The following is a 13,411-nucleotide window of genomic DNA, read 5'->3' as shown; positions in this document are numbered from 1 at the left end:
ACAATTGATCGCCCTGCAGATTTATACCGCTGAAGTCCTCAGCAACCGATACGTAGATGTGATTTTACTCTCGACAGAAACTTCTTGAGTACGGGGTAAGAGATATAACGTGGAAGTGATAAATCCAGTTCAGGAGTTATAGAAACGTCAGGAGGCAGTAGGAGTCATGGAACACAGATCAAATTCCCTGCAAGTTGAAAAGATTGTTGGAATTGAAGGGTACATCACCCGCACAGCCGGGATGGGCGGAAAAATAAAGGAGGATCCGGACGATTTTTACGTCGAGGAAATTGCAGATCTAAAACTTTCAGAAGATGGAGATTATCTGATCCTCAAGGTAAAAAAGAGGAATTGGGATACGCTCAACTTCGCACGTGTTCTGTCAAACGCCCTTGGAATAAGCCAGAAAAGGGTCAGTTTTGCCGGAACCAAGGACAAAAGGGCCCTGACCGTACAGTATTATGCGGTGAAGGGTGTGAAAAAAGAAGACGTGGAAAGAATCGTCATAAAGGATGCGGGCATAGAAGTCGTCGGCTATTCAAGAAGACGGTTGCAGCTCGGAGATCTTCTTGGAAATATCTTTAGAGTAAGAGTTCAGGGTTGCGGGGATGGAGATATATTCCAAAAAACAAAAGAGGAACTTGAGGAAAAGGGTACACCAAACTTTTTTGGACTCCAGAGGTTTGGCAGTGTCAGATACATAACACATGAGGTCGGAAAACTAATTTTACAGGGAAATTACAGAGAAGCTTTCTGGGTTTACGTTGCCAAGCCATTCAAGGGGGAAAATGAAGAGATCCAAAAAATTCGCCGGGAACTGTGGGAAACAAGGGATCCAAGATACGGATTGAAAGAGCTCCCCAGATACCTGCGCTACGAAAGAGTGCTCCTGCAAAAATTGAGGGAAGGGAAGACTGAAGAGGGGGCTTTGCTGTCTCTCCCGAAGAATCTGAAAATGATGTTTGTTCACGCATATCAATCTTACATATTCAACAAACTGCTGTCTGAGAGGCTGAGAAGTTTTGGATCACTGAAGGAAGTAACTGAAGGGGACAGCGCTTGCTATCTGACGTTCAAAACTATGCCAACATTCAGTGATTGCAGCGAGGTCTCCGCAAACTTGCCGAGAGTCCGATATCTGATTAAAGAGCGTATTGCTTCCCTCGCTCTGCCACTGGTCGGATACAATTCCGAGCTAAAAGGATGGAGCAGAATCGCTCTTGAGTTCCTGCATCAGGATGATCTCGACCTTGAAAGTTTTAAAACAGGCCACAAAGAGTTTTCATCCAGCGGCTCTTACAGAGCGGCGGATATGCTGATTGAGATTTCAAGGATAAGTTTCGACGGACAGATATTCGAGTTCTACCTTCCCAAAGGCTGCTATGCAACGGTACTGCTCAGAGAGTTCCTTAAAACAGAGCTTTCCTGACTTCACTGAGAATTTCCTCCATAACTTCACCAGCCTTTCCCCTTATTGAGAAGTCGGCCACCTCACTCAGCGGAGTTCTGGAGGGATTTACCTCAATAATGATACCTCCGTTTCTTTTCACAACAAGCGGAAGTGATGCCGCAGGCTGAACCACGGCTGATGTTCCTGCAACTATCACAACATCCGATCGCTCCATCTCCATAAATGCCCTATCCAGAACTTCTGGAGGAAGCATCTCTCCAAACCACACCACACCTGGTCTTAGAATCGAGCCGCACCTCTCACAAGCAGGTAAGGGTGGTATTTCGGGTGGCTCTTCAACTTCAAATTCAAACCCGCAACCGGTGCACCTAACCACCCTCAAACTTCCGTGCAGGTGCAGAACGTTTTTGCTGCCGGCCCTTTCATGCAGATCATCCACATTTTGCGTCACAATAGCTTTCAAAATACCGAGCTTTTCAAGTTCTGCAAATGCGATATGGGCTTTGTTCGGTTTGGCATTGAAAACTTTTTCCATCCTCCAGGCATACCACTTCCAAACCTTTTCAGGATCTTTTGCAAATGCCTGAGGGTTCGCAAGTTCTTCAGGGCGGTACTTGTTCCACAGACCATCTTTCCCCCGGAATGTTGGTATGTTGCTTTCGGCCGAAACCCCTGCTCCGGTTAAGGCAGTCAGGTAAGTCGAGTTGAGAATCACCTCTGCAACATCTTTTACCATGTATCAAATTCTGCACAACTTTCTTAAGTCTTCTCCCATCTCAGAAAACAATGAGAAGCATATACATTCTCATTGCTGTGGCCGGTATCGCCCTGATAGCCATTTCGCAATTCAGCGAGCGAGTAGAGTTGACCGGGTGGTACTCCTACACAGAGGGGAAAGCGGTTTCGGAAAAGGAGGCCAAGAAAATGCTCGTCTTTATAGGCACGGATTCCTGTTCCATCTGCAAGAGGTTCAAGACGTTCTTCAACTCCAACAAGACTGCTATGGAGTTTATCAAAGAGAATTTCATTCCTGTTTACGTTGATGCGGCGAAGGAGAAACCTCCGGTTCCTGTAACTTTCGTTCCCGTATTCTGCGTTGGTTTTGCGGACAATCTTTCCTGCTTCTCTGCTGTGGAGCCTGGTGAACTCATGGAATATTTAAAGCAGTATTCGCAATAGCCTTATAAACAAGTGTGCTGTGGATAAATCATGTGGATTAATGACCGGGAACTGAAATTCAGGATGCTGGTTACGATGTTTTTACTCGCAGTAGTTTACCTCACCTTCCTCACCTTACTCGCAGCGTTGGGTGTGAACTTCGGTTTTCTCATTCTTTTCGCCTTACTTTTCATGTTTTTGCAGTACTACCTCTCCGACAGAATTGTTCTGCTGAGCACGGGTGCCAGAATTGTGGACGAAGGTGAGGCTCCGGAACTTTACCGGATTGTCAGGGAACTTTCCAGTAGAGCGGGTCTTCCAATGCCCAGAGTTGCCATTATAAACACGGAGATGCCAAACGCCTTTGCAACCGGAAGAAACGCCAGAAGTGCTGTCGTGGCGGTAACAACCGGATTGATGAAAACTCTCAGCAGGGACGAGCTGGAGGCCGTACTGGGACACGAGCTGAGCCACATAAAGAACCATGATATGGCAGTTCTAACCTTCACAAGCGTTATCTCCACTCTCGCCTTCTTTGTGATGAGATGGGCAATGTTCATGGGCATGTTCGGCAGCAGGAGAGATTCAGGGGGTTCGGCAGTTCTGCTTTTCGTGGTTTCATCCCTTGTATGGCTGATAAGCTTCCTTCTCATCAGGGCTTTAAGCAGATACAGGGAATATGCCGCCGATACAGGAGGTGCTCTGCTGACATCAAAACCGAGATCGCTCATATCTGCTCTGATGAAAATCAGCCGGAAAATGGATTTCGTCGGGAAAGAGGAGAAGGCCAGAGTGGAGGGGCTCAGTGCCTTCTTCATAATTCCTGCCGTCAGCGGTAAAACGGTACTCTCCCTCTTCTCGACCCATCCACCGGTTGAAAAACGGATTGAAAGACTTGAAAGGTTGGCAGAAGAAATGGGGTGGTAGTATGAGGTTCAAAACCGTAGAACTTCCGTATCAGGTGTATATAGGAGAAGGTGTGATTTCCAAACTCCAGAAGGTCCTGAGAAGTCTTAAAACCAGATATTTCCTCCTTTTAACAGATGAAGTGGTGAAGAACCTTGTTGTCATCAACCTGATTGAGCAGCTTTCGGACTGGGAATACGACATCATGATCGTGGAGAGCGCTAAAATGGAGGAGGCCAGGAAGATCGTCCTGAAATCGGGCTTTGCAGACTACGATACGGTTGTCGGAATAGGAGGAGGGAAGGTTCTGGATGTTTCCAAGGTTGTTGCGACAGAACTCAACGCATCTTTCATCAGCATACCAACAACCGCATCCCACGACGGAGTGGCATCTCCAGTAGCGAGTTTCAAGGAGAACGGCAAGCCGGTATCGATCTCAACAAATCCACCATCGGCCGTGATAGCAGATCTGAACATAATAAAAAACTGCCCTATAAGACTTCTGAGGTCTGGATACGGTGATCTCGTCTCGAATATCTCCTCCGTGAAGGACTGGCAGCTTGCAAGGGACTTCGTGGGTGAGGACTACAACGAGGTGGCTGCATCGATAGCCGTGATGCCAGCACAGCTTATGATAAGCAAAGCGGATGAGATCGATCTGACCCTTCCTCCTTACCTCCTGATGCTTATGCGTGGACTTATCATGAGCGGGGTTGCCATCGGCCTGGTGGGAACAAGCAGACCTGCAAGTGGGGCCGAACATAAGTTCAGTCATGCCCTTGACTACCTTGGATATGGCAACGGGACTCACGGAGAACAGGTCTCCATAGGGACGATAATAATGGAGTTTCTCCACGAAAGGCACTACGGGAGAGGGGACTGGGAGCAGATAAAAAGCTCTCTTGAAAAGGTCCACGCCCCGACAACAGCAAAGGAGATTGGATTGAACAAAGATCAGATTCTGGAGGCGCTAATGCTAGCAAAGAAGCTGAGAAAAAAGAGATACACAATCCTCGAGGCTGTGAATCCAACAAAAGAAGATTTTGAGCTTGTACTTTCAAAAACAGGGATTGCCTGACCTCACACAATCTCCAGCTTTGCATTTCCCGAGCAGAGAATGTAGAGGATATCTCCCTTTTCCAGCACGGTCTCTGCCTCGGGCAAAAGGACGTCTCCACCTCTCACAATGGCTACAACAATACATCCCGTTTTTTTCCTCAGATCCAGCTCCCTCAGAGACTTTCCTGCCATTGCACCTTTCACGATCACTTTCTCCAGATTGAGAGACTTTGTACCGCTCATCACAGTTTCTATGAACTCGGCTGTAACTCTGTCCGAAACTATGCTCATTATCTTCCTGGCAGCATCTCTGTAGGGCGAGAGCAGAACGTCAACACCTACTCTGAGCATTTTTTTCTCGGCATCCGGGCTTCTCAACACAGCAATTGTTGTGACAGAGGGGTTAAGCTCTTTTGCCGTCAGAACGGCGAAAGCGTTGCTTGCATCACTCATACAGCAAATTAAAGCCTTTGCCCGTAAAATGCCAGCCTTATCAAGTGTGACTTCATCCGTCGCATCGCCGTGAATCGCAGCATACCCATCTTCCCTTGCTGTGTTTACCTTGTTCATATCGCTGTCCACAACGACAACATACTCAGCAGGAAGTTCCTTTGCAATTTCCCTGCCCATAACGCCATAACCGCACAGAATGAAGTGGTCCTTCATTTTTTCAATCATGCTTTCCCACCTTCTGTCAAGCCTTATATCAACAATCGCCGTCATGAAAATGTTTACGGAGTAGAGAAATATTCCCACTCCCACAAACATCAAAAGCATCGATATTGCCCTACCGCCCAATCCAATTGGTCTGACCTCTCCGTATCCTGTTGTGGTTATCGTTATAACGGTCATGTAAAGGCAGTCAAACCAGGGCCAGCCCTCAACAATGCGATATGCCAGAGTTCCGGCTACAATAATGGCAAGAAGGAGTGCTGCAACCCTAAAAATTTGTGAACGGAGAGATTTCATTACTTAATTTCTCCCTTGAAAAGCACACCAAGCCTCTCAAGAACTTCCTTCGCCTTTTCCACATCATTTACCCTGAAAATTATGAGCGCCTTGTGCTGCTCACTCGTGAAGGCGTAAACGTATTCGATGTTGACACCTGCATCACCAAGGGCCTCAGCGATTCGATGCAGGCTACCCGGCTTGTCCTCCACCTCTACTGCCAAAACGCTGGTTAACCTTACTGTGAATCCCGCTTCCTTCAGAGCCTTATAAGCCTCATCTGTTTTATCAACAACCATCCTGATTATCCCGAAATCCCCAGCATCGGCGATCGTGAAAGCTCTGATGTTCACTCCATTCTTTGAAAGAACCTCTGTAACCGCCGCAAGTCTCCCGGGTTTGTTCTCAACAAATACCGAAATCTGCCTGATCATACTATTCACCTCTATATCTTTCTCCTATCAATAACTCTTTTAGCCTTTCCCTCGAACCTCTGGAGCGTACCGGGGTTGACCACCTCCACCTTTGCCCAGACGTTGAGTACACTCTTCAGACGCTCTGATATTTTCTTCTCCAGCCTCAAGATGTCCCCAGTAGTATCTATTTCAACTCTGTCACTCAGCTCTACCTGAATTGTCATTTCGTCCATGCCATCCTCCCTGCGATCCAGGATTATCATGTAATGCTCGCCAACCTCCGGTATCTGCATCAAAACATGCTCGATCTGACTCGGAAATACATTGACTCCTCTGACTATCAGCATGTCATCCGATCTGCCAAGAATGCGCATTATCCTCGGATGAGTTCTGCCGCATGCACATTTATCAGTCTCAACATAGGTTATGTCACCCGTCCTCCACCTTATCAGCGGCAAAGCTTCCTTAGTGAGTGTTGTTACGACAAGTTCCCCTTTCTCGCCCTCACCAACCTGCTCTCCAGTTTCTGGATCCACCACTTCGATCAGAAACATATCCGCCCACACATGGATGCCCTGTCTTTCAGCACATTCGGTGAAGAGCGGGCCACTCAGCTCTGAGGTGCCGTAAACATCGTAGGCGGTTATACCGGTTTTACTTTCAATTCTTTTCCTCGTTTCCTCACTCCAGGGCTCGGCTCCAAAAATGCCCATTCTCAGGTTTGTATCTCTTTCGATGCTGACGCCCATCTCCTCGGCGTACTCAGAAAGGTAAAGCATGTATGATGGTGTGCAGGCAATTACGGTTGTACCCAGATCCTTCATCAGTTCAACCTGTCTCGCCGTGTTTCCTGCAGAAATCGGAAGGACTGTTGCCCCAAGTCTTTCTGCAGCGTAGTGAAAACCGAGACCTCCTGTGAACAGGCCATATCCGTATGCTATTTGCATTATATCCTCGCTGCCCACACCACAGCTTACCAGAGCTCTGCAGAGACTTTCCACCCAGTTTCTAATGTCGTTTGCGGTGTATCCAACAACAGTTGGTTTCCCGGTAGTTCCGCTGGAGGCATGGAACCTGACCACCTGCGAAAGCGGAACGGAAAACATTCCAAATGGATACGTGTCTCTCAAATCCTTTTTCCTTGTAAAGGGCAACTTGGACAGATCTTCCAGACTCCTGATATCCGATGGGTCCACTCCGGCATCTCTGAACCTTTTTCTGTAGAATGGTGAATAATCATAGACCGTTTTTACTAGAGACCTCAATCTTCTCTCCTGAATTTCTTCGAGCTCTTCGGTCGAAAGCCTTTCAATCGCAGGATTCCAGTACATGGGATGAAGTTATCATTTGCTTTAAAAAGTTTGAGTTTGTTTAAGGCAAGGCAAGGGAAAATAAAAATTGGAAAAATTTTAGAACGCCCACTCCACGATCTGGACGTAGGGTACCTTCTCAAATGTCCACTCGTCCTTCTCGGCATCGTACTTGCTGCAGACAAAGCACTTCCACTCTTCATCGTTCAGCTCTGGATAGTCTGTTCTGTAGTAGTATCCGGGCCATCTTGTCTCCTTTCTGAACAGCATGTGCCTGACGTGGGCCTCGGCAGTCCAGACTCTGTGTACAAGCTCCCATGCTCTCATCAGCTCGTGCAGGTCCCTCGCTGCCAACTTCTCAAGGTCCTCCTTGAGAAGAGCGATCAGCTCAAGAGCCCTCTCAAGCATCTTCTCATTGGTCTTGTAGATCGTAGCAATACCGGCAGCATACTCGTCCATTATCTTCTGGAGCCTCACAAGTCCCTGCCACGGCAAGATGTACTCTGGGTTGACATCGTCTGCAGTTGAAAGATTCTTGTACTGCTCAAATCTCTCCATCGGTGCGTAAGCCTTCTTCTTCAGCTCTTCAACAACTGCTTCGTCAACTTCTGGGTTGGGTTTCTGCTCAAGGATGTATCTGACTGCAGCCTTTGCAGCAATTCTACCCTCGGTGAACGAACCGCTGGAGAACTTGTGCGGGTTGGCTCCTGCACAGTCACCGATTGCAAACAGTCCCTTGACTGTCGTCATTCTGTTGTACTTCAGCGGGAAGAGTTTTGCATATTCCTCCGGCATCAGATCCTCTGGGCCGCACACCCAGAATCCGGCCTCACCGCTGTGTGAACCCATGATGTACGGCTCAGCAGGTGCGGCTTCGGATGGCATCTCCTGCGGGTCGATGTTCTGGCACGCCCAGAGCAGTGCCTGACTGACGGTCATGTCGAGGAAGTCCTCGAAAGCCTCCTCGTAGATGTGCTTCAGCTTCTTCTTGTCTCCTCCAGCCAGCTCTGCCAGAGCCTCTTCGGTGTGCATGTAGATCGGCTGGTTGCCATCCATGATTTCAAGCATCACCTGATGGTTTCTCAGCGGTGTTGGAATCGGCTGAGCTGCACCGTACGGCTCGTATTTCTTCAGCTCATCTGCCCTTGTCTGGATGTACTCCTCACCGTATGCGTTCTTGGCCTTACACTTGAAGAATAGGAACCATGCTCCAACTGGCCCGTAACCGTCCTTGAACCTGAACGGTATGAAGCGGTGCTCGAACTGGGTGAGCATTGCTCCGGCCTTCATACCCATGTAGTAGCCACTGCCGGTGTCGAAGATTGCATACCATGTCCTGCCAGCAGCCTCTCCGGTGCTTCTCGGCCTGAAGAGCAGTGTTGCACCACCGGTGGCCAGCAACACGGCTTTGGCCTTGAACACGTAGAATTTTGCCTCTCTTACACTGAATCCAACAGCTCCGGCAACTGCATTTGGATCATTCTTGTCCTTAAGCAGCTCAAAGATGAACACTCTCTCGTAGATGTTCTCTTCACCAACGGCCATCTTCGCAGCCTCGGCGATGATCGGCTTGTAGCTCTCACCGTGAATCATTATCTGCCACTGACCTTCTCTCACATACTTCCCATCTGGAGTCTTCCAGATTGGCAGACCCCACTTCTCAAAGAGGTGAACAGTACCATCGACATGCCTTGCGTAGTCCGCAACAAGGTCCTCTCTTGCAAGACCCATCATGTCGAGAGTGACGTATCTGACATAATCCTCAAGGGTGTTCTGCCTCTCAGACCTGCCAGTGAGGTCGATGTATGTGTTTATAGCGGAAAGACCCTGGGCAACAGCTCCACCTCTCTCAACTGCCGCCTTCTCAACAAGCGTAACCTTCAATCCACCAAGCTTTGCCCAATACGCAGCCTCGTACGCCGCACCGCAGCCGGAGAAACCGCCTCCTATAATCAAGATGTCGGTCTCGACTACCTCTGTGGGCACATCGGCAGCCTTATACAGCTCATACTTTTTCGGATAATACACCATTTATACCACCACCTTTAAGCCTTCTTCTTTACCTGCGGGAACTCGCTCAGGCCAATAATATCCGGCTCTCCCGACAGAAGTTCGCTCTTCAGTGCCTCCTCAGTTGGTTCGGGGAATCCCTCATAAGGCTGGATTGACCCCCAAGGAGTCGTTCTGATGGCAAACTTGAATCTCAGCACCTTTCCATTTCTGTACTTCACGGTCCACATGATGTCCGAGGTACCTCTCATGGGCACACATGCACCGCCAAGCGGGGAGTAGTCCACGTAACCCCTTACATCAATTGCACCCTGCGGGCACATCTTAACACAGCTATAGCACTCCCAGCACATGTCGGGCTCTCTGTTGTACGCTTTCATTGCCTCCTTATCCAGTGTCATCAAGTCGTTGGGGCAGATGTACTCACATGCCGTTCTCTCCAGCGCCTTACATCCATCACACTTTTCCGGGTTTACAAACGACGGCATTCAACTCACCTCCTATTCTCACACTTTTAAAAATTTAAAAATATTACTCAATTTCCGGCGGAGGAATGTATTCATCCTCCTTCTTTGCAGCCTCCACCAGCTCGTCCAATCTCTCAAGGACCTTATCGATGACGTCCAGAGACTTGGCTTTTGCAATTTCCTCGAATACGGCCCTTCTAAATGCTACAGGAACATCCTCGATGTATCCTCTTGAGTCGATCCTTGCTTTGTCAAAGGCCTTGAGTATTTTCTCAGACTTCTCTTCGGGAACCTCCACAATGAGAGACTTCAGTTGACCGCCAAAGAGATAGGTTATCTTCTCCTCAAGAGGAGTTCCCTTGATTTTCTCGTACCTTTCATCATCCAGAATTACCGAAATGTAGTGCGGCATTTTCATCACCTCACGCCTTGGGTACCTCCATCGCCGGAAGATCGACCTCAAGCTCCTTGTTCTTCATGTCAAGATACTTCCTGTTCACGAACGGATAGTTGTATACCTTCCACCACTTGACTATCGCCTTGTAAACCTCCGGCCTCATGACCACTCTCGGTGGGAATACACCTTCAGCTACCATTCCTCTCAGGAAGCTACCACTGAATTTCTGCTTTGCATCAGTATGACCGCAGCTCTCACTGTAGGCAATTTCCTGACAGATGGGGCAGTACCAGAACTCGGCCATGTTTTGCGGTATTATCTTCAGGCCGTAATCAACTTCGTTTGGCGGAGCCTCGAATCCAAAGCTCGGAATTCCCTTGCTCCACAGAATCTGGGTTGCATACATGTCGTAGTACTCACCTACTGCCGCATGATCTCTGCCGAACATGTGATGCGTACAGCCCATGTTCTGCCTTATAACGCCATGCAGCAGAGACTCGATTGGATTGCCATATCTCATGTCCCAGAGCGTAAAGGTGACCATGTGTCTTTCGGGCTTGATGTAGCCGTATTTGTTAACGGCCTCATGTCCCTCAAGAATTGCCTCATCGGGATAATCTCCTCTCCTTTTCGCACCGATTATTGCATTCACGAGAATTCCATTACATGGTTCGATATCACCGGTAAAGGCAGCAGCTTTCATGAGCATTTCGTGTCCCACATGCGGTACATTCCTCGTCTGGTGTGCAATAACAGTCCGCCATTTCTTCTCGTTCATTATCACTTCCCTGCACTTTGAGGGCGGGAACCAGAACCTGTCAAAGGGTTCCTTAAATTTCGGCTCGTTCACGATGGTATACTTCCCGGCCAGAATTACCGGATTGTGCATCTTGTATATCATATAGCCGGGGTGCTTATCGTTGAAAGGTTCCCTGACCACTTCGGGGTTATTTTCCGGTGTACCAAAGGTTCTTGTCGCAACGTCCGTTGGATCAATTTTGTAAACCTCCTCAATGTCTATAATGGCGAAGGGCTGTCCTTTAAGCATGAGCAACAGTCTGTCTCCCTCTCCAACATTCAGAGCTTTATAGTCCTCCTCACTGATGTCAAAGAGAATTGGGTACGGAAATATCCACTCGCTGAGAAGTCTCCTTTCTTTCAAAACCCTCTCAAGCTCGTTTTGAACCATCGAACCTTCCACCGGGCTAAAGAAGCCATAACAGACGGACATTATTTCTCTGTAAACATGGCGAATTGGCGTCCCATCGGGAAGTGTTGTGGGCTTCAATTCGTACGTGGGGCAACCGGCAATCATTTTTTCGGCAACTTCTCTCTTTTTAACAACCCTTTCAACAAGCTTTCCGCCGTGTGGTGGCGGTGTTTTTATTAAGGGCATTTCTTCCACCTCCTAGCCTATGATGTATTTTTTTTCAAAACCTTATATAAAGGTTTCGAAAAATATTTTAATGATTAAAGGTTTGCGAATTTTCCGTCTTTGTAAAAACCGCAGTTGTTTTAAATTTTCGAAAAAGAAGTGCGGAGGTTTTCTAAATTTTTCCATTCGGCGATTTCGAAAATTTCGAATAACTTTCAATAAAATAGTATCCTCTCATCCCATCCCAGATCTTTCTGGCCCTGTTTACCACAATTTTATGTCTGTACAATGGTGCATCAAGGACAAGAGTTTCAAATTCTCCTCCTTCTCCAGCAACATGGATTTTATACTTTCTATTAAGTTCCAGAAGGTCACTAACACACTTTTCATCAATTTTTCGCCCGAGATAAGTCTCATTCAGACCCATTGCTGAAACACTGACAATTATTGCCTCAAAATCCCTCGCCACCCTGAACATTATATCTTCAGGGCTTCTTTTCCAGAGTGGAGCAAGAAGCTCCAGTCCAGCGGCGTCGCAAATCTTTTCAAACCTCTTTTTCTGATAATTTGACTCTATACCACCGATGCAAAGCGCATCTGCCTCGATGCCCTTCACCTGATCTGCAAGCTCCTCAACCTCTATCTCCTCAATGCCGGAGACTTTAAGTTTGGTCAGTGGTAAGTTCAGGCTTGCGGCTATCGCATCGAGCATGTGGAGATTAACAGAATGAAACATGTAAGAATCTGTGTTGTCCGGATGTATGCTTAAAAGTCCGACTACTTCGTGCTCTCTGGCAACCTCATGAAGCGCAAGCATGGAATCCTTACCGCCAGATATTAGAGCAACAACCCTCATGGCCCGAAAAACTGAATTCTGGTACCTGTATTCCTGTTCAAAGCATTTTCGTAAACAATCTTCCCGACGGCTATGTCCTGGATCGCAAGTCCTGTGGAATCGAAGATCGTAATCTCATCATCACTCTCTCTCCCACTTTTCAGACCGGCAATTACCTCCCCCAGGGTGGCGTGAATCCTGCCCACATCCATGTATCCCCTCGAAATGGCCACATTTACCTCCCCTCCGTGCACCGCCTGCTCGATGTCATCAACAACAATTTTTCCTGCTAGGAGAATCTCGATTTCAAGTTCCTGTTTCCCGGCAGCATCTGCACCTATGGCGTTGATATGCGTGCCCTCCTCCACCCATTCTGCCCTGACAACCGGACTTCTAGATGGGGTGGTTGTAACAAGCACATCGCACCTGCACGCTTTTTTCACCTCCACAATCTCCGCATCCACACCGGCTTTTTTGCAGTACCCCACAAACCTTTCTGCCGATTCTTTCCTTATATCGTAAGCCCTTACAAGCTGTATATCAAAAGCTCTGGAAAGAGCGTCGAACTGGAAATACGCCTGCGTACCACAACCAACGAAACCAAAAACCTCGCTATCTTCCCTAGCCAGAAACTTGGCCGCAACTCCTCCGGCCGCTCCTGTTCTCAGAGATGTAAGGAAGGTGGCATCCATCACTGCAAGTGGAAAGCCTGTCTCAGGGTCGTTCAGAATCATCAAGGCCATCACAGTTGGCAATCCCTTTTCATGATTTTGAGGATGGGAATTTACCCACTTCAATCCTGCATACCCCATCAGATGTGCAGGCATCGCTCTCAGGTCTCCAGCGGAGAACTCGAGATATACCTTGGGGGGCATCGAAGCCTTGCCGAGTGCATAAAGCCTGAAAGCTTCCTCCACCGAATCCATAGCTTCATCCATCGTTATCAGTTTCTCAACCTCCTGCTGGGTGAGCAATAAAGTTTCCATACTTCCAGTATTGCCGAACCATTTTAAAGCTAATGTCAAGATAATTTGATAATGTGTAAAATAAATCTTCTCAAACGAAAATTCCTTCAATGGGTGCAGTGGCAGGCCAGCCATAACGGTTTTATTGGAGGGC

At 47.9% G+C, this 13,411-nt stretch carries 14 protein-coding genes; 4 read left to right on the top strand and 10 right to left on the bottom strand.

Annotation, left to right across the window (positions count from 1 at the left end):
* Positions 1 to 166 precede the first annotated feature (166 nt).
* The gene (gene truD / locus JFQ59_RS08965; protein WP_202320091.1) at positions 167 to 1,429 is read left to right on the top strand and encodes a tRNA pseudouridine(13) synthase TruD; all 1,263 of its coding nucleotides are present in this window, start codon (positions 167 to 169) and stop codon (positions 1,427 to 1,429) included.
* Here the strand turns inward: truD and cobB are convergent.
* Positions 1,410 to 2,147: an NAD-dependent protein deacetylase gene (gene cobB / locus JFQ59_RS08960; RefSeq protein WP_202320090.1), complete on the bottom strand. Its 738-nt coding sequence runs from the start codon at positions 2,145 to 2,147 to the stop codon at positions 1,410 to 1,412. The two genes, truD and cobB, sit on opposite strands and share 20 nt — an antisense overlap.
* 50 nt (positions 2,148 to 2,197) lie before the next feature.
* On the opposite strand from cobB, the gene JFQ59_RS08955 reads away from it, so the two are divergent.
* From JFQ59_RS08955 to egsA, 3 genes are read left to right on the top strand one after another with little or no spacing between them, the layout of a single operon-like run.
* Positions 2,198 to 2,590 carry a thioredoxin family protein gene (locus JFQ59_RS08955; RefSeq protein ID WP_202320089.1) on the top strand — a complete coding sequence of 131 codons (393 nt, stop codon included), beginning with the start codon at positions 2,198 to 2,200 and terminating at the stop codon, positions 2,588 to 2,590.
* Between the two features lie 30 nt (positions 2,591 to 2,620).
* Positions 2,621 to 3,496, top strand: a complete 876-nt coding sequence (htpX, locus tag JFQ59_RS08950) for a zinc metalloprotease HtpX (RefSeq protein ID WP_202320088.1) — start codon at positions 2,621 to 2,623, stop codon at positions 3,494 to 3,496.
* Between the two features lies 1 nt (position 3,497).
* Positions 3,498 to 4,553, top strand: a complete 1,056-nt coding sequence (gene egsA / locus JFQ59_RS08945; RefSeq protein WP_202320087.1) for a sn-glycerol-1-phosphate dehydrogenase — start codon at positions 3,498 to 3,500, stop codon at positions 4,551 to 4,553.
* A 2-nt stretch (positions 4,554 to 4,555) separates the two neighbouring features.
* Here the strand turns inward: egsA and JFQ59_RS08940 are convergent, their stop codons facing one another.
* The 9 genes from JFQ59_RS08940 to ala all read right to left on the bottom strand — a co-directional run bounded on the left by JFQ59_RS08940 (position 4,556) and on the right by ala (position 13,278).
* Entirely contained in the window at positions 4,556 to 5,503 is a 948-nt protein-coding gene (locus tag JFQ59_RS08940; protein ID WP_202320086.1) for a potassium channel family protein, read from the bottom strand.
* A complete protein-coding gene (locus JFQ59_RS08935; RefSeq protein WP_202320085.1) occupies positions 5,503 to 5,916 on the bottom strand; it encodes an ACT domain-containing protein in 414 nt (137 codons plus the stop codon). Before JFQ59_RS08935 ends, JFQ59_RS08940 begins: the two co-directional genes overlap by 1 nt.
* An 11-nt stretch (positions 5,917 to 5,927) precedes the next feature.
* The gene (locus JFQ59_RS08930; RefSeq protein WP_202320084.1) at positions 5,928 to 7,229 is read right to left on the bottom strand and encodes a phenylacetate--CoA ligase family protein; all 1,302 of its coding nucleotides are present in this window, start codon (positions 7,227 to 7,229) and stop codon (positions 5,928 to 5,930) included.
* Between the two features lie 78 nt (positions 7,230 to 7,307).
* The gene (gene aprA / locus JFQ59_RS08925) at positions 7,308 to 9,239 is read right to left on the bottom strand and encodes an adenylyl-sulfate reductase subunit alpha (RefSeq protein WP_202320083.1); all 1,932 of its coding nucleotides are present in this window, start codon (positions 9,237 to 9,239) and stop codon (positions 7,308 to 7,310) included.
* Positions 9,240 to 9,253: 14 nt separating this feature from the next.
* Positions 9,254 to 9,706, bottom strand: a complete 453-nt coding sequence (aprB, locus tag JFQ59_RS08920) for an adenylyl-sulfate reductase subunit beta (RefSeq protein WP_202320082.1) — start codon at positions 9,704 to 9,706, stop codon at positions 9,254 to 9,256.
* 43 nt (positions 9,707 to 9,749) lie between these two features.
* Complete coding sequence (locus tag JFQ59_RS08915) at positions 9,750 to 10,097, bottom strand: DUF6955 family protein (RefSeq protein ID WP_202320081.1); 348 nt, start codon at positions 10,095 to 10,097, stop codon at positions 9,750 to 9,752.
* 10 nt (positions 10,098 to 10,107) lie between these two features.
* The gene (gene sat, locus JFQ59_RS08910) at positions 10,108 to 11,478 is read right to left on the bottom strand and encodes a sulfate adenylyltransferase (RefSeq protein WP_202320080.1); all 1,371 of its coding nucleotides are present in this window, start codon (positions 11,476 to 11,478) and stop codon (positions 10,108 to 10,110) included.
* A 151-nt stretch (positions 11,479 to 11,629) separates the two neighbouring features.
* Entirely contained in the window at positions 11,630 to 12,313 is a 684-nt protein-coding gene (locus JFQ59_RS08905; protein ID WP_202320079.1) for a diphthine--ammonia ligase, read from the bottom strand.
* Positions 12,310 to 13,278: an alanine dehydrogenase gene (ala, locus tag JFQ59_RS08900; protein ID WP_202320078.1), complete on the bottom strand. Its 969-nt coding sequence runs from the start codon at positions 13,276 to 13,278 to the stop codon at positions 12,310 to 12,312. The genes JFQ59_RS08905 and ala overlap by 4 nt, the downstream gene beginning before the upstream one ends.
* Between the last annotated feature and the right edge of the window lie 133 nt (positions 13,279 to 13,411).

Origin of the sequence: Archaeoglobus neptunius, from assembly GCF_016757965.1 — an archaeon.
Classification (GTDB): domain Archaea; phylum Halobacteriota; class Archaeoglobi; order Archaeoglobales; family Archaeoglobaceae; genus Archaeoglobus; species Archaeoglobus neptunius.
Note: the sequence above shows the minus strand (reverse complement) of the source record. Positions and strands in the feature narration are given on the sequence as shown.

Excerpts from the sequence above, each read along its gene's own strand:
- truD (WP_202320091.1), top strand. The coding sequence starts at position 167 with ATGGAACACAGATCAAATTCCCTGCAAGTTGAAAAGATTGTTGGAATT.
- cobB (WP_202320090.1), bottom strand. The coding sequence starts at position 2,147 with ATGGTAAAAGATGTTGCAGAGGTGATTCTCAACTCGACTTACCTGACT.
- JFQ59_RS08955 (WP_202320089.1), top strand. The coding sequence starts at position 2,198 with ATGAGAAGCATATACATTCTCATTGCTGTGGCCGGTATCGCCCTGATA.
- htpX (WP_202320088.1), top strand. The coding sequence starts at position 2,621 with ATGTGGATTAATGACCGGGAACTGAAATTCAGGATGCTGGTTACGATG.
- egsA (WP_202320087.1), top strand. The coding sequence starts at position 3,498 with ATGAGGTTCAAAACCGTAGAACTTCCGTATCAGGTGTATATAGGAGAA.
- JFQ59_RS08940 (WP_202320086.1), bottom strand. The coding sequence starts at position 5,503 with ATGAAATCTCTCCGTTCACAAATTTTTAGGGTTGCAGCACTCCTTCTT.
- JFQ59_RS08935 (WP_202320085.1), bottom strand. The coding sequence starts at position 5,916 with ATGATCAGGCAGATTTCGGTATTTGTTGAGAACAAACCCGGGAGACTT.
- JFQ59_RS08930 (WP_202320084.1), bottom strand. The coding sequence starts at position 7,229 with ATGTACTGGAATCCTGCGATTGAAAGGCTTTCGACCGAAGAGCTCGAA.
- aprA (WP_202320083.1), bottom strand. The coding sequence starts at position 9,239 with ATGGTGTATTATCCGAAAAAGTATGAGCTGTATAAGGCTGCCGATGTG.
- aprB (WP_202320082.1), bottom strand. The coding sequence starts at position 9,706 with ATGCCGTCGTTTGTAAACCCGGAAAAGTGTGATGGATGTAAGGCGCTG.
- JFQ59_RS08915 (WP_202320081.1), bottom strand. The coding sequence starts at position 10,097 with ATGCCGCACTACATTTCGGTAATTCTGGATGATGAAAGGTACGAGAAA.
- sat (WP_202320080.1), bottom strand. The coding sequence starts at position 11,478 with ATGCCCTTAATAAAAACACCGCCACCACACGGCGGAAAGCTTGTTGAA.
- JFQ59_RS08905 (WP_202320079.1), bottom strand. The coding sequence starts at position 12,313 with ATGAGGGTTGTTGCTCTAATATCTGGCGGTAAGGATTCCATGCTTGCG.
- ala (WP_202320078.1), bottom strand. The coding sequence starts at position 13,278 with ATGGAAACTTTATTGCTCACCCAGCAGGAGGTTGAGAAACTGATAACG.